This window comes from Paenibacillus alginolyticus DSM 5050 = NBRC 15375 (assembly GCF_000422905.1).
GTDB classification, from domain to species: domain Bacteria; phylum Bacillota; class Bacilli; order Paenibacillales; family NBRC-103111; genus Paenibacillus_E; species Paenibacillus_E alginolyticus.
This window is the reverse complement of record NZ_AUGY01000071.1, coordinates 1-17,330: the sequence shown is the minus strand read 5'-3', so window position 1 is coordinate 17,330 and position 17,330 is coordinate 1. Positions and strand designations below refer to the sequence as shown.

Genomic DNA, 17,330 nt, shown 5'->3' with positions numbered 1-17,330 from the left:
CTTTTTGGCATAACGCTTATTAAATTTGAAGCTCACTTCTATTCGTTTGTCTTTGATGCTTCAGAAACTCCTTGCCATATTCCCCATGTGGATTAATGTCGGCATGTTCAATTTGGATGGTGGAGTGCTCAATGCCATATTTACTTTTCAGCGTTTCATTAATCGCAAGAATAACACAGAAGGGTTGAATGTTGGGATTTATGAACACATGCGCGGTTAGAGAGTAATGATCAGTCGAAACCGCCCACAGATGCATCTCATGCACATCTTCAACACCTTCAACACGCGCGATCTCGCTGCGAATTTCATCTAAGTTGAAGCGTTCAGGTACTGACTCCATCAGAATCAGGTAAGATTCTCGAATGATTTTGCTTCCACCAATGAAAATAATGCCTCCAATAACCATCGAAATCAGGGGATCGAAAAAGAGAAGACCTGTGTAATAAATGATAATAGAAGAGATAATGACACCTACCGAGCTGAGTAAATCGCCGAAAAAGTGCCACAGCGCGCTTTTCACATTCAGATTGTCCTCTTCTTTCACACTGTTATGGAGAACCAATGTAAGAACAAGATTGACAACGAAACCGATGGAGGCAATTCCGAGCATAAGGGCTAGTTTAATCGGCTGCGGGTCAATGATACGTTGAATCCCTTCGATGAAAATTCCCAAAGCAATGATACAGAGGGCTAACCCATTAAGAAATGAAGCGATAATCTCAAACCTCAGGAACCCAAAGGTGAACCGCGCGTTAGGCTGACGAGTAGCTAGCTTCAGAGCAACCATACTAAGTCCCAAAGCGATGACGTCGGAGATCATATGGGCGGAGTCGGAAAGCAAAGCAAGGGAATTAGAGAGCACACCACCTACAATTTCTACAATAGTGAAAAAGGCGGTCAGTATGAGAGTCACCCATAACGTTTTTCTGGATTTGCTCTGTTCTTTCACATGATGGAGATGGTGATAGTCGTATTCGATACTCATACGTTTCCTCCTTATTTATAATAATTCTAATTAATATCATTATATGCCAGACCTCCGTCAGGTGCAACTGATTTTGTGTAAAGAGTGTATGAAGAGCTTGAGACAGGTATAATGCGTTTAAAATAAAGCGCTTTCTAATTTGTAACATAATTGAAATGTTCCTGTTATGGTTTCATAATGTTGGAGAGGTATTATAATAACCAAGACCCCCTTTTTAATATAAACTTTTGAACCCGGCCCCGTTGGCTGGGTTCCTTTTTTTTGTGTAATGCAAATAACCCTTGTGGAGTAAGGGTTTACGGGGCACATGTGTATATTAATAAGGTAGTACAAGGTCATTTGAAATGATTTTGAAATGATTTAGTTTTTGAGATGGTTTTTTAGTCTTCTAAAAGGTCTTGCAGAGCATTTGCTGCGTCTTGTTGCATGTTCGGTGCTAAATGGGAATAAACGTCAAGAGTAATCTGGACCGAGCTGTGACCTAGCCTTTCTTGTACAATTTTAGGGTGTACCCCCAATCCCAATAGAAGGGATGCACAAGTATGTCGTAAATCATGAAATCGAATTTGTCTAATCCCTGTTTTCTTAATAAGTCTGATCCAAATATCACGAAAATTTTTCGCCAGCTTCTACAAGCCTTCTGGTCAAATTAATGTCTTCAGGTGAGGGGAGTGTACAACCGCTGGGGTGATTATGCGCGCATATTAATGATGCGCTAGAACGTTTAATGGCAGAACGGAAGACTTCGCGTGGATGGACAATAGCGGAGTTAAGTGATCCAATAGAGGTCACCTCTTTAAATATCAAATGATTCTTTGTATTTAAGAGCAGGCATACGAAATGCTCCTTCTGTAGGTGCTTGAGATCAGGTGCCAATAGTTCATATACGTCTTTCGGGCTTTTAATAATATAAGGGTTATGATTGGGAACAGAAATAGCTTTGGCAAGCTTCAACATAGCTGTGATTTGCCGAGCTTTTCCCATTCCAATACCTTTAATTTTTGTAAGTTCCTGTTCAGTTACTTCAATTAACTCTGAGGCAATGGGGAAACGATGGAAAATTTCTTCGATTAGATAGCTTCCTTGCTTTTCACATAGGGATTGTGTAAGTAAAGATTTCAATTCGGGATTTTGATGTTTTTGCATGAATCTGGCCTCCTTAAGTTTGTGTGGTTAGCACATGAACGTTACACAATGACTTGTGTAATCTACAGCAATGACTTTAGCGGTTATTATTGTAGTGGCTAAAATCCTAAGCTCCGTGTAGTATACAGGTTTTTACTGCAAGTAAATAATTTGTTGCTATTGTACACCGTTTACAATGATGCTGCTCAATACAACTAGCGGTGTGTCATACTTCTGGTTAGCCTCATGAATTTAAGCACCATAGAATGTTTTGAGTTTATTTAGGAACTACGTAATGAACTCGCTCTGTAAGATTTTAGGACTCATGAACATGAGAAGGCGTCACTTCCAATGGAATAAGTTAAATGCCAAGCACAGTGAATGTGCTTGGCATTTTGTTTGCGGTAGGGATATACCAATCGCATAGGTATTCAGGATTATAATATAGACTTGATATATATTAGTTTACGGTTTTATCGAAAGAGAAATAGCTAAAATATTACTTTAGTGCCCCCTTCACCAATAGGAATTAGTAAATTAAGAGGAAATTGGAAGAACTCTGTCGAATTTTTAGGGATAGTATAGATGAACTTTTAAATAAGTGATGTGATATTTTATGGACTGGGCAATTGATCTTATTAATAAAAAAGAAGTACATGCAACAGATATAGATGTATTTAGAGGCCGAGATTATTTTTGTCCAAGCTGTAATTCCCTTGTTCGATTACGAAGAGGGGAATGGAGAGTACCGTATTTTGCTCATGCCAATGGACAAGCAAAGCCCTACTGTGATAGATATGTTCCCGGAACTTACACGGATCGAACTTTAATGAAAATTATTGAAGGGGAAAGAATTCAAAGATCCCTTGGTCTCTTTTTAAGGTTATTTGATGATAATGCATCTAATAGTTCGTGGCATCTAGAATTGGGAATTCCAGAACCGGATCGTTCAATGGGGATTTTAAAAATTGCTTCAGCTTATGGTGGGGAACGATCAATATCATTACATAGAATAAAATCTGGTGGAATGCGTGTAAGAGTTAGAACTGATCAAAAGGAATACACTTTATTAGCTTATGACGTAGCTGATGGTGAATGGTTAAATAGAATAAAACAACCTATTGAAGGCTTATCAGATTATGCTGTTTTTAAATTCTCGCCGAATGGCGGGCGTAGATTATCATTAGAACGTCCTCTTTACTGGGGAAGATCTTACATATTGATTTGGAGTATGGGGAAAGAACCTGATTGGTTTCCACATTCAAATATTCTTAATACAAAACCGTTACGAAAGCAAGGGAATTGGAGTGGAGCAATAATAAATATGCCACTATTTTATGACCAACTTGTTGAATCATGGGTAAATAAGTGGTTAAGGCGTAAAGTTGAACATCCCACAGTTGAATTATTGCTAGTGAGCCCTTTACCTAGCGAACGATTACCAGATGGAAGCTTTACAATTGATACAAATTCCAATGTTGTACTCTCAATAATTGGAGAAGAGGGTAGTAAAACTTGGTCTGAGCTTAACTTAGTTACGTCTTATGAAGAACGTATTCATAGACATAAAGGAACTGGAATTGTACCTTATCATCTGAGTATTGGTAGTTTTGAACTAGGTAGAGTTGATATATGGATTGACGATGATTTTGAAAGTGGGCTTCAACTAATTATTAGTAAATTTCAGAAGTCTTTAGATACAAGGAGCCCAGCAGTAGTCTTTAATGGGACTGATAAGAATGACCAGAATGTTTCAACTACTTTACACAGTCCAGCAGCTAGAGAGTTTCTGGAGAAAGTTCATAATAGGGAGTTAATTTTTAAGGATATCTATTTACCTGATCGGGTTAATTTATCTATTAGATGGAGTAAAAAGGAAGCATATGGTTGGAATGAATATTTATTTTCGATTAAACCAGATTCGCAAGATACTACAATCTCCCAACTTCTAGAACTATTTAATCAAATATTAGATATGCAAAATGTTCATTTGAAAATTTCTGCTGACCAATTTGGAGAAGTCGATATGGTTTTTATCGGAAAGTCTCCAGAAGGTCAGATAATCATGAGTTATAACTGGCGTAATAGTGTTAAATGGTTAATTTCACAATCTTTTAATTTTCTTGTAACCAATAATAATGTGTCTCTATATCAATATATTGGTACATTGAATTTAGATTATTTTTGTGGAATGGATCGACTGTTATTAAATAAACTTTTTCAGTGTCAAATTTCTCATGGTTTAATACCGCAATTTAAAATCATTATAAAAGAATGTATAAGTGCTCAAAATGAATTTTTGGTAGAGAATATATAGCTACGGAGATGGTTTCTATGCAAATTGGGTTTACTGAAGAAAAAAAGAAAGCTTTTATAGAGTTTGATTTCGATGAGTTGAGAAATTTTGTGAAAGGTTTACCACAGTCAGACCTTGCTTTTATTTTAAAGAAATTTCCTAAGGTTAACGGATTTCGACCTGGAAAAGATGCCGACCAGAAATTAAGTAACTTTATTAGGCGGATATCGCGTTGGAATGGTACAGATTGGAATATAATGTGTGAAATATGGATATTATGGACTCTGAATAATTCTGAATTTCAACGATTCTTAAATTTCAAAACAAGAAAGGATTTGGAGATAGAATTACTAAAGTTTCAAGAGAATAATGATGTGCTAAAAGATGTTGTAAAAAAGCTTGTCCAAGTTTTCAATCTTGCATCATTGTCTCTGAATATATTAAGAGATTGGTTTGATTTTAGTCCATATTCTCCGAGTGAAGATATACAACAATTATTATTGGAAAGACCGAGTCAAGCAGATATTTATTTGCGTTCACGTTTGACTGATCTAGAGAAATCAATAAAAAATATAGAAAATAATTTGTATGAAACAAAATCGGAAACGAAGTCATTACTAGAAAATCTAAGCCATATTGAAAAAATATCTTTAGATTTAAATGAATTACAAAACGAAACGGTTTATTTTAAAAAAAATAATCAGGAGACAAGCAATCAACTAAAAGTACTAGAAAGTAGATTAGATAAAATAAGTCTAAGTGCAGAAACAAAGTTTGAGGAACATACTGATCTTATTAAACAATTGTCAAATAATGTAGAGTCATATTCATTGTCCTTAGGTGAAAAGCTCACAACTTTGCGTGAACTAAATGAGGAGTATCAAGATAAAATTTTGAATTTTGAAGAAACACTAAATAAAAATCAAAAAGAGAATGATTATATTAATGAAACTTTAAAAAATGTCGAGCAGCAAATTGCGTCGGCAATTTCGAGTTATTCTGTTGTTTCTGAAAACTCTACTAGTACAAGCAATCAAAATTCCAATACAGTTCATATTCAAACTAAATCATTGTTAGTTGATAATAGGCATGAGTGTGTATATTTGGAAACACTTGGTGAGACTATTGCTCATTTAGAAAGAAACTTGAATAAATTAGGTGTTAAATTACAAAGCGCAAGAAATATTGCTATAGATGTTATTTCAGCCGTTACTTCAGGACAGTTAATCACATTCACAGGTTCATTGGGCTTAGAGGTAGCGGAACGATGTGCAATAAGTTTAGCTGGGAATTCTTTGATTTATTGTAGAATTCCATCTGGGCTTATAAATTCAAATCATTTTGATAGTGTTCTTGATGATTGGCTCTACAAATCGAGAGAGAGACCTGTTGCTATCATTTTTGAAGGAATGAACAGATCAGCTTTGGAGGTGTATGGATTATCACTTCAAAGACTAATAAGAGAAAGAATTTTGCAAATTAGTGATGCAACACAATCTTTATTTTTATTTGCAACCATAGTCGAAGGACCATCTACTTTGCCTATTAGTAAAGAAATTGTTGAGCTAGGTCCAGTCCTGAATACAGACTCTTTGGGTTGGATGGATAAGTTTGCAATAAAAGGTGTACCTGGACTAATTTCAGAGGAAGTAATAGAAAGTATCTCTTCACTTGATAATAAAGATCAAGTTGATATCGAAGAAATGAATTTGCCTGAATGGATATTTTCTTCTAGCGGGGTTTTATGGCGTAAAACAGTTATTACATCTGCATTGTTTTGTAATGAAGTCTACACTATTTTAGGAGTTCCAACTAAAAAGGATCATATAGTTTTCGGATGGATTATTCCTATGGTTGCCTTATTAAAGAGAGAGAGAATCTCAGAATTTATTGATAGCATTGAAGAAGTTGACGATCGTTCAAAGGCTTTAATATCACTGTTAGTATCAGAAGTGGGGCCATTATGACGCAATTTCAACAATTAACCGAATCTGAATCAATTAGGAAGATAATTACAGGTATAGGATTTACATATAATACAAATGAGTTAATCCAAAAGCACGTGATTTATTCTGAATACATAAGGAGTGCATTAAACCAACTTTCATCTTCTGTATCAAACGGTTCAAAAAAATTCGAACCAATTTATATTACTCGATTAATAAATACTGTTAGCAACCACTTAGAGGGAGTTTTTCCTGATATAAAAAAGCATACTTCAACAATTCAGCTTAACGATGATTACAGTGAAATTGAGAAAGAGAAACATGGGTTAATAAGATTGATCTTGGCAAACTTACAATTGATTGGCGATTGTTCGAGTTTAGGAAAAGGTTACTGGTTGCCAAGTCCTATTAGATTAGTTCAAATCCCCAGAAGTGAGGTGTGTGCCATCATTGGAAGCCTTAGTTACAAAGAAATTAAACGATTGTTTCCTGACGCTGAAGTTACAGGATTGGGAAGGATAGTTACAAAGGAATATATTCCCGAAAATATTAAATCAGACTATAATATGTGGCAAGAATTTGATGCATGGCTAGGTTGGGTTCCGAATGACATAATAAAATGGATTAAGGATGAATGTAATAACGTATCTAAGAGCGGTAGTGTTAGTTCATCAACATTCAGAGATTTTGAGGTTTACATCTCAAATGACTGTTTTCTCTACAACACGAGGCAGAATTGGATTCAATACGAGAGTTTTAGCGCTTTTGGAATATCTGAATCTGTTATGCTGTGCCGGACCTTAAGTAAACCCAGACGATATTTTTTAGGAGTCTTTAATCGAGGAGTTTTAAAAAAGGAGAAATCAGTAGAAAATTTCGAGAAAATCAGGTGGATTGCAAACGCTTTGAAAATGCTGCACAATTCCTTACTTTCCGCTGAGTGGAAAGGTAATATATTGAAGGTGTATCCTGCCTTGCCAGCTTCTTTGGATAGGTATGTATCTTTATTTTCATATAGAATTCCAATGAAAAATCGTTTTCCCCAATATTTTATAGCTAAGAAGTACAGGACCTATATCGATTCTTTCTTGAGCAAGTATGGTTACTCGATTTTGGATAGAGGAGATATTTTACATGAAGCAAAATGATTCATATGGAGTATTTAGTATAACGGATGCATTACATGATAATTTAAGATCTTATTTAGAATCATCCTATCATATAAGAAATTTATCACTTATCAGTGAACGGAGGGAGCTACTAAAGAGCGTTGGCTATATTCATCAGGAGCCATATGTTGAATCCACTCCTAGTTATGAATTCGGAAAAGAGTACTCAAAATTAAATATTCCTAACCCCGCGAAAGAACTTCTTTCACAATTAGCTTCTTTAACTCCTAGTGTAGGAGTATTTCCCAGGCCATATCAACATCAATCAGAAGCACTAGAAGTATTTTTAGGTGAAGGCGACGATATTATTGTTGCTACTGGAACAGGTTCAGGAAAAACAGAAAGTTTCCTAATGCCAATTCTTGGCGAACTAGCTATTGAAAGCTCTAACAGACCTGATTCAGCTAATATGTCTGGATGTCGTGCAATATTACTTTATCCCATGAACGCTCTTGTTAATGACCAACTGGGAAGGATAAGGCGTCTATTTGGAAATGAGGAAGTTGCAGATATTTTAAAAAAGGGGAGAAATAGACCAATAAGATTTGGATCTTATACATCAAGAACTCCTTACCCAGGTGATTTTAGTGGTGCTAAAAATAGTACTCATCTTGCACCTTTATTTGATGATTTTTACTTAAAATATGTAAATGATACTAAATTAACTTCAGTTTTGAAAGAAAAGGGGAAGTGGCCAAGCAAGGATTTAGTCAGTTTCTATGCTAAAGACAAAGAAGAAAAAGCAGTTTATCAATCTGGAAAAAAGAGTGGAAAAGCATACATTAAAAAACATTGGGAGATGAGACTTAAAACTCAACTTAATGACAGAGAGTTATTAACTCGACATGAGATGCATACTTCATGTCCAGACATATTAATAACGAACTATTCAATGTTAGAATATATGTTAATGAGGCCGATCGAAAGACCTATTTTTTATCAGACAAAAGAATGGCTCGATTCTAATCCAGAGAATAAGTTAATTCTTGTTTTAGATGAGGCTCATATGTATCGTGGGACTGGTGGTGCTGAAATTGCTCTTCTAATAAGAAGATTAATGGCGAGATTAGGCATTGAAAGAGATAGATTAAGGTGCATTCTAACAAGTGCGAGTTTAGGTGATGGGAAAGAAGCTGAGCTGGCAGTAGAAAAATTTGCAATGGAACTAACAGGGCTAAATGATAGCCATACAAAAAAAATAAAGCTAGTTAAAGGTGTTAAGGAAAAAAGGCTGGGTGCTTCAAGTGGTAGTTTGTCTGATGCAAACTCATTAGCAAAGTTTAATCTTAGTTCTTTTCAAAAAATGAATATCAACCCAACTGAGGGCATGAACCAGGTCAGAAATTTAGCTGGGTTATTGGAGTGGCCTGAAGTACCTGAAAGTGTTGAAGCATTAACAGATTACTTGTTTTCAAGATTGACTGGTTGGGGGCCTGCTGAGTTAATGATAGATACACTCAGTGGAAAAGCAATTCCACTAAAAGATCTAGGGGGCATTTTGTTCCAAGACACTCCAGAAAACATAGCAAAGTCTGCCACAGAAGTATTAATTGCATTAGGAGCTTTTGCTAGGAGAGAATCAGACAAAAGAGTATTTTTACCTACAAGATTACATCTTTTTTACCGAGGTCTCCCAGGATTATACGCATGTACTAATCCAAGATGTACTATTAGATTTGATATTCAGTCTTTTGAAAAACCCATTTTGGGGCGGCTATATACTATACCTCAATTACATTGTAATTGTAAAGAGAGAGCAAGAATATTTGAACTATTAACTCATCGTGATTGCGGAGCTGCATTTATTAGAGCATACGTCCGTGGCGGTCAAGATAACTTTCTGTTGAATGAACCAACAACTGATGTTGGTATGATTGCTGATGAATCAGATACATTAAAGGAAGTTGAACTATTAGTTGATGGTGAGCCACACATTAATGCGATAAGTGATTGCACACCGGCATGGTTAGATATTACCACTGGACATCTATTAACTCATGAGCCAGTTAATATTACGGGTTTTATTAAAGTTTACAAACCGGTACCTCAAGTTGGAACCGAAAATAGTATGTTTCGCTATTGCCCAATATGTTTAAAGAAATGGCGTGGGCGCAGTAAAATAATGGATTTAGTAACTAAAGGTGAGGCACCATTTGCGAATTTAGTAAAATCTCAGTTGTTCTTACAACCACCAAGATTTGATGAGACACTTGATAATCCAAACGGTGGTCGCAAGGTTCTATTATTCTCCGATGGACGACAAAAAGCAGCTAGGTTAGCTAGGGATATTCCTAGAGAAGTCGAGTGGGATACTTTTAGACAAGCTATAGCATTAGCTGCAGTAAGATTTCGGCAACTTAAGAAAAAAGATCCGAAACTGAATTCACTACTGTACAGTTCTTTTATTTCGGTTGTCTCCCAGTATAATTTGCAATTCTTCGATGGGGAAGACAGAGATAAATTAATTAAAGATGTAAATGAGTTTCGTATTGATTACTACGGTGTCTTAGAAGAAGCCTTAGAAAATGATTGGCAACCTGCATCAAATTCAAGTTTCTATAGAGCTTTGCTTAGACAGCTTTGTAGTCGGGAATTTTCACTAAAAGCGGCTGTTATTGGTTACCTTAAAGCATCGCAACCACAAAATATTATACGAGAGATTAGCTCAATAACAAACACGTTGACAAATGAGAATATTGAGGCATTAATTTTTACATTTCTAGATGATATGCTTGAGTATTTCGCTTTTGAAACTGAAAATACAATTTCTTCCTCAATACGTCGTGAAGCAGCAGGACATCCACAAGAAAGTTGGGTTAGCGAGGGAGTAATAAATGATACGTTAAGAAGTATTCTTGAAGAAAAATTAGCTTGTACTATTGATCAAATAATTTCAATTCAAGATATCCTTAGAAAAAGATTGTGCCATGCAGAGGGTGATGCTTATACAATAAAGAGTGATGCAGTAGTACTTTCGATCGATACGGAATCTTTTTGGCTTAGATGTAACTCATGTACACAACTTAATCCAGTTTCTCTGCAAAACTGTTGTGTGAACTGTGGGTCTGAAAACCTCGAAATAATTGATCCTAACAACAATGAATATATTAGTTCAAGAAAAGGATTTTTACGTAATTCAGTAGTAAGTACTATAAAGGGTGATACGCGTCCTCAACATGTCACGGCTGAAGAGCATACAGCCCAATTGTCAAATCGTGACACGGGAGTTGTGTTTGCAACGACAGAAAAGTATGAGCTTCGTTTTCAAGATGTATCAATTGATAAAGTAACTGGTCCAGTAGATATCTTAAGTTGTACCACAACGATGGAGGTTGGAATTGATATCGGCTCATTAGTTGCAGTTGGATTACGAAATGTACCGCCACAACGTGAAAATTACCAACAGAGGGCAGGACGAGCTGGTCGCCGGGGTTCATCTGTATCAACAGTAATAACGTTTGCTCAAGGTGGACCGCACGATAGCCATTACTTTCATTTTCCACAAGCTATTGTTGCAGGTACACCACGAATACCAATGGTTAAGACTGATAATGCTAAAATAGCGAGAAGACATGTCAATGCGTTTTTAATTCAAACCTTCTTTCATCAGATGTTGGATGAAGGATTACTTGGTTCGTTTACAAGTAGCAAAAGCTTGTTTTCCACTCTTGGCGCTACTTCTGAATTTTTTAGTAATGATCTCAATAATCCATTTAGATTGAGTTTATTTAAAGCATGGATTTATAATCGGATTATTAATAATAGAAAAGATTTACTTAATTCAATTGTAAAATGGTTACCTGAAGGTGTCTCGAAAGAAGGGGAAGAATGGGTAATTCAAGTGTCAGAAGAATTAGTTTATAGTTTAGAAAGACTTTCGGAATCTTATACCCTACCAAAAGTTGATGATCAGGAAGATTACGAAGAAGAATATGAAGATTTGATAAATGGGGATATTCGGGATGAATTTCTTGCTTATTTATTTGATCAAGGATTATTACCAAGCTATGCTTTTCCAACTAATCTATGTAGCTTTAACATAGAGGAAAGGAAACGTAGAAAGGGGGGATTTAAGGTAGTTGTCAAAGAAAAACCCCAACAATCCATTGATAAAGCATTAAGTGAGTACGCGCCTGGCCGCCAAATAGTAGTTGATAAGATTACATATCGTTCTGGTGGAATTACTGCAAATGATTCTCTTGTAACTGATCCTGATAGAGCAGCACCTTTATTTAGAAAAAGTTTACATCCTTACGTAACATGTAGTGTATGCACCTTTGTACAGGATACGAAAGTTACTGATGCACAGATTATAACTATATGTCCAATATGTGGAGGAGCATTAGATAAAGCAGATTTATTAGTACCAGAGGTATTTCATCCTGAAGAGGGGCAACCCTTAACAGAAGGTGATAAAGATCAAGATTATACATACGCCACCTCGGCCCAATTTCCTGTTCCATTATCTGAGGATGATTTGCAAGATTGGAATGTTTTGAGCGATCATATTATTTTCACTTATGCTAAAGATAGAAGACTAGTAATGGTGAATAAAGGGAATGATGAGTCGAACGAAGGTTTTTCAGTTTGTGTAAAATGTGGAGCAGCGTCTGTATATAAGCCAGATAAACCACGTAAAGGGCAGCATTATCGTCCATACGATATAGAACCAAGACAAGGTGTTATAGTTCCACAAAAATGTGATGGAATATTCCGCCGCGTTTATCTTGGCTATCAATTTCAAACTGATTTATTATTACTCCGTTTAAATATAGGGACCCCAATAGTAAGAAATGCTGATACGAATCTGTCTATGAGTATTATTAATGATGCTTTAAGGACTATATCAGAAGCGTTATTACTCGCATCTAGTCAAGAATTAGATGTTGATCCAGCTGAGTTTCAAGCTGGTTACCGCTTAATTGAAACTGGGACAGATTCAAATCCCCTTCGAGCTGATATTTATCTATTCGATACTTTGTCAGGGGGAGCTGGATATGCTGAACAAGCTGGACAACAGCTTCGCCAAATAATTCAAAAGACACTCGATATATTAGAACATTGTCCTGGAAATTGCGATAGATCATGTACCAACTGTTTACGACATTATAAAAATCAATTTTGGCACCAAAACCTTGATCGTTTTTTAGGCTCTTCTTTATTAAGACACATGTTATATGGGGAAAATCCAATAGTTAAGTGTAATACTAAGCAAGCCGAGGATTTGATCGCATTAAAACGACTCTTTGTGCTTGATGGGTTTTCTTGTGATAATGAGGTTACACAAAACGGAGTTATTTATCCATTAGTGATTAAAGGAAAGAAGAAATCACTAATAATGGGTACTTACCCAGCATTATTTGATGAAACTGATATAATCAATTTTCATCCACTTACAAGTGAGTCGTGCGAATTAAGTGTTTATATCGAGAATGAGTACCTCTTGACTAGGAATCTACCTTTAGTGTACAACAAAGTTAAGACATTGCTAGAATCGTAAAAGAGGGCACCACCTACCTTCGTATGGTGGTGCTCTTATTATTAAAAAATATAGTTATAAGGTGAAAATTTAATGACCATTAGTGATTCAACTAGCAGTGGTGCACCTTTTTATCCAAACATACCGGAAAAGATGCTATCAGAATTAAATAATATTCTGCATAATGCCTCAAATATCTTATTGAGTTATAACAGAGCGGAATATATTACTGGAATTTTAAAAAAGTATATTGGTTTCGAAGTAGATAAAGATAATAAACAAATGTATTCGATACTACTCCTTATTCGAGATCTTTACTTTCAAGGATGGAGCTCTAATTTTGTTAATGGAGTTCCATATTTTAGCCAACCTAAAACTACTCAAGATACAACAACAAAAGATTATCTTAGAAAAGCTTTATTAAATGAGAGAGACAAGTACCTTGAGGCTACATCAGTTAAAGCTTTTGTTCATCAAATGCTAAAAGGTCGCAAACATAATGGGAAAAAGAAAACAATCAAGAATTTAATTGCTGATCCCATAAAATTAATGAGTAGTTTAAGTACTTTGGGACCTAATGCTGTAAAGCCATATTTACAAATAATTCAATCACCCTTAGAGCGAGATACTTTCACAGGATATCGATTACTTGATATTTGGAGGTTTTTTCGATTAACATGGTCGCTTCCTCATAAATCAACGCCTGGTAGAAAAATTTTTATTTTAGTAAGAGACGCTGGACAAGAAAATCATCCTATCTTAGGAATAGCAGCATTGGGAAACAGCATTGTTCAGATATCTTCTCGAGATGATGTAATAGGATGGAGCTTTGATGGCTTTATCAAAAGGTTCCCACATTGTGATGATAAATCTGCTGAATTAATCATTTTAAAACTTAGAAAGACATTAGAAAGGGCTATCTCAGAAATTGCAACTGACGATTTGCCAATACAAGACTTAACGAGATTAGAGAAAATAAAAATACTTGAAAGTTTTTCAAAAGAAAATGATGAAAATGATCCACCCAAGAGAGTGAAAAATGATCTAGATCCTTTAGAATGGTTTACCTTTAGTCGGAGTGCTCTTTATAGACAAAAGAGAGCTCGTACGTTGCTAGGATTGTTAAAAGCAGAAGAACAATTCAGTCAAGTGCTTTCGGAGAAGCCCCTCAGCGCTCTAAAAAAATTACTCTCAACCAATCTTGGTAAGTCTGCAATAAAAACTGCTGTCTCTGCTAATAAAAACGAAAAAGTTGGAACCAACATCATGGATATTATTGTTTGTGGTGCTATTCCACCTTATAATGAATTACTTGCTGGTAAATTGATAGCTCTATTGATGATGAGTCCTGAGATATACGATTTCTACGAAAGACGTTATAAAGGACAAGTATCTATAATAGCTTCCGGTTTAAAGGGGGCACCAATAATCCGAAATTCTAGTTTAGTTTTTCTTGGGACTACTAGTTTATACGAGACAGGGAGTAGTCAATACAATCGTGTATATTTACCTAAGAATGCAATAGGTGAAAGTACCCCTAGTAAAAGGATTGGTTATGAAAAAATAGGAACTACGAAGGGGTTTGGAACTGTTTATATATCGGATGAAACTGTTGAAGCTTTTTCTAATCTATTAATTGAACACCATGGTAGGAAGATGATTACGAATAGCTTTGGTGAGGGAACAAGCCCTCGTCTTCGATTAATACGTGCAGGACTAAACCTTCTGGGATTACCGTCTGATTATATTTTGACACACAATTTTAAAAGAATTGTATATGGCGTGGCCTTAGCTGAAAATACATTTGAATTTCTCAGAGGAGAGGATGATGTACCAAGATATTGTTTTAACTCAAGTTTTCCACGGCAGACAAGTGAAGCAATTTGTGAATTTTGGCGCCAACGTTGGTTGTCTATGCGTATAAAAAACGATGATGTCATGGATAGAGTAAAGAATTTTGATAGTGAAAATTTAATTCGAATCTTGTTAAAATGAATAAATATAATTAAATTTAAAAATCAACAATCTTTTAGATCAAAACGATATTTGAGAGGACTTTAAAGTGCTGACATGACTAATCAATTAAGTGAATTAAATTTATTGTTTTGGAATATTGACTCATCGTTTACAGATAGAAATTATCTGCAACAAGATATTCTAAACCTAGTCAAGGCACATAATATACACATTGTTTTGTTATGTGAATATGATAAAATTATTATAAGCGATTTTTTGGGGGACATAATTCCCAATTTCAGATGACATCTGTACGTGATTCAAGAGTATGTATTTTTCATGTTTTAAGTGGTGTAGCTCCTGCGGTGAGCAGTGAATATTTTAGCAGCATTGTCTGTAATATAAATAACCAGAGTTTTTTAGTTACAGGTGTTCATTTAATAAGTCACCTAAACAGCAACGAAAGTAAGCGTCGTTTAGCTGCTAGTATGTGCAAAGATGAACTGAATGTGTTTGCTAATAAAAACAATGTAGAACATAAAATTATTATGGGCGACTTCAATATGAATCCATTCGAATTAGGGATGGTGGAATTGGATGGGTTCAACGCTGTTATTTCTAAGGATGTAGCTATAGGTGGAAAAAAAACCTTTTTAGGAAAACAATACCCATATCTATATAATCCTTCTTGGCATTTACATGGTAATATAAATAATGCTGAAAGTGTTCCTGGAACATATTACTATAATGGAGAAGATTCAATTTACTGGTATTTGTTTGATCAGGTAGTAATCTCGCCTAGTATAATAAGTCGATTTGATTATTCTAACTTCAAAATAATTACTGAAATTCCCAATTTAGCTGGTGTATCTAAGCAACTTTTAGGTGGTCGCAAAAGGCGTCCAAACAGAAGATTATATTCCGATCATTTACCAATTCGATGTAAAATTCTATTCTAAGGGGTGAGGGTATTGCCAAACAAACAAAAAAGTAAAAATATTATCACTAGAAATGGTAATGACCCAGATAAAGCTTCCTCAGAGTTAAATAACGTTTTATCGAACCAGGATTTAATAAATAAAATTAATAAATCAGGGTGGGTAGTTGCTAACCAGATAATAAAGAAGACCCAACAACATTCACCTATTATTTTGGAAAGCCAAGTATTCACAAATAAGCATCCATCTATACGTGCTGAAATTGCAATGGTAAAGGAAAAAAAATCAGCAAATGAAAAGCAATTAGGAAACGAAAAGGATATTCTTGAGATTGTAGATAGATTGGTTCATTACTACACAGATAAATGCAAAAATGAGATTGTAAGAATTGAAAACAGTTTAGTACAAAAGTTATATGAAGACCGTCATTACAATAGAATGATAAAATTTAGGGTTTTCTTAGAGAAAGATGGAGAGAACTTTTCTGTTTTTTCAATATTATACTCAACTGAAAGGACATTCCCAGTTGTAATTGTCACATCAGATAATATTTTATCGTGTAGAACAAAGATTAATTTATATACTATGCTTTTAGAAATTCTGAAGAGGCAAACAAATAAAATAAAAAACATTAAAGTTCAACCAAGCAATTAGTGGGTTTTGAAAAATTGTAAATCAACATTTAAAGCCTTTATTTTATTCAAATTTGTATATATGCAGCATTTTATGAAATAAACTACCTATAGAGTAAAATTGAAATGATTTTTGAAATGATTTGAGCGATTGGGCTTTCCGCGGCGCATTGAAAATGAAATGGTATCTTTTTCAGAAAAATGTGTAAATCCTTGACACACCAGGCTTTGCGCATTAGTTTTCTTTATCGCTCAAACCTTAAAAAACCACTAAATTCATGGAACCCACGCCCCGTTGGCTGGGTTCCTTTTTTTTGCTCGAGATCAGAATCAGCAGCACATAATGTTCTTTTAGGAAATGGAATTAATCGTACAAAGCCAATAGACGGGCCGACAATCCAACGAATATCTCTGGAAAGTCGGCCCTTTACTTTGTATATTCCCTTCCATCGTTGTTTTCGATAAAAAATCATTTCTTACTGTTACTGCTAAACCATACTGTCCGCCAATTGACGGCGTATGCTGTCCTAAACCTGACGGACAAGCTGTCCAGTCGATGGTTTAAAAAAAGGGAGAATCAAGAACATTCTCCCTGGATGACGCGTTTGACCATATGATCGTCGATGATGCGATGCCCATTCTGGGCGCCGTAGATTAAACTGTGTGTACAAACTTTATTGACGAGTCTAGCTGAGCCGCTAGAAAACCGATAAATATCCTCAATCGCTCCATCCGAGAAGATCTCATTCTCAGCCCCAGCATACGTCAAATGACGCTTTATATAATCCCCAACCTGTGCCCGAT

General features: G+C 35.4%; 10 protein-coding genes and 1 pseudogene. 7 read left to right on the top strand and 4 right to left on the bottom strand.

The window, feature by feature from the left end; translation table 11 throughout:
- Positions 1-19: 19 nt before the first annotated feature.
- The 3 genes from G519_RS0126880 to radC all read right to left on the bottom strand — a co-directional run bounded on the left by G519_RS0126880 (position 20) and on the right by radC (position 2,131).
- Positions 20-985, bottom strand: coding sequence for a cation diffusion facilitator family transporter (locus tag G519_RS0126880; RefSeq protein ID WP_029197330.1), 966 nt, complete (start codon positions 983-985; stop codon positions 20-22).
- Positions 986-1,365: 380 nt separating this feature from the next.
- A complete protein-coding gene (locus tag G519_RS50525; RefSeq protein ID WP_244280235.1) occupies positions 1,366-1,551 on the bottom strand; it encodes a tyrosine-type recombinase/integrase in 186 nt (61 codons plus the stop codon).
- A 40-nt stretch (positions 1,552-1,591) separates the two neighbouring features.
- On the bottom strand, positions 1,592-2,131 hold the full coding sequence (gene radC, locus G519_RS44700) for a RadC family protein (protein ID WP_051253716.1): 540 nt from the start codon (positions 2,129-2,131) through the stop codon (positions 1,592-1,594).
- A gap of 595 nt (positions 2,132-2,726) precedes the next feature.
- Between radC and G519_RS0126865 the strand changes: the two genes are divergently transcribed.
- From G519_RS0126865 to G519_RS0126835, 7 genes are all read left to right on the top strand, one after another.
- Positions 2,727-4,427: a competence protein CoiA family protein gene (locus G519_RS0126865; RefSeq protein WP_036633847.1), complete on the top strand. Its 1,701-nt coding sequence runs from the start codon at positions 2,727-2,729 to the stop codon at positions 4,425-4,427.
- A 17-nt stretch (positions 4,428-4,444) separates the two neighbouring features.
- Positions 4,445-6,373, top strand: coding sequence for a hypothetical protein (locus tag G519_RS0126860; protein ID WP_029197328.1), 1,929 nt, complete (start codon positions 4,445-4,447; stop codon positions 6,371-6,373).
- Positions 6,370-7,500: a hypothetical protein gene (locus tag G519_RS0126855; RefSeq protein WP_029197327.1), complete on the top strand. Its 1,131-nt coding sequence runs from the start codon at positions 6,370-6,372 to the stop codon at positions 7,498-7,500. The genes G519_RS0126860 and G519_RS0126855 overlap by 4 nt, the downstream gene beginning before the upstream one ends.
- Positions 7,487-13,021: a DEAD/DEAH box helicase gene (locus G519_RS0126850; RefSeq protein ID WP_036633844.1), complete on the top strand. Its 5,535-nt coding sequence runs from the start codon at positions 7,487-7,489 to the stop codon at positions 13,019-13,021. Before G519_RS0126855 ends, G519_RS0126850 begins: the two co-directional genes overlap by 14 nt.
- A gap of 72 nt (positions 13,022-13,093) precedes the next feature.
- Complete coding sequence (locus G519_RS0126845) at positions 13,094-14,995, top strand: Druantia anti-phage system protein DruA (protein ID WP_029197325.1); 1,902 nt, start codon at positions 13,094-13,096, stop codon at positions 14,993-14,995.
- 326 nt (positions 14,996-15,321) lie between these two features.
- A complete protein-coding gene (locus tag G519_RS0126840; RefSeq protein WP_029197324.1) occupies positions 15,322-15,915 on the top strand; it encodes an endonuclease/exonuclease/phosphatase family protein in 594 nt (197 codons plus the stop codon).
- A gap of 12 nt (positions 15,916-15,927) precedes the next feature.
- On the top strand, positions 15,928-16,548 hold the full coding sequence (locus G519_RS0126835; protein WP_029197323.1) for a hypothetical protein: 621 nt from the start codon (positions 15,928-15,930) through the stop codon (positions 16,546-16,548).
- A 555-nt stretch (positions 16,549-17,103) separates the two neighbouring features.
- On the opposite strand, the pseudogene G519_RS0126830 reads toward G519_RS0126835, so the two are convergent.
- Positions 17,104-17,330, bottom strand: a pseudogene (locus tag G519_RS0126830) (AAA family ATPase); the annotation flags it as partial.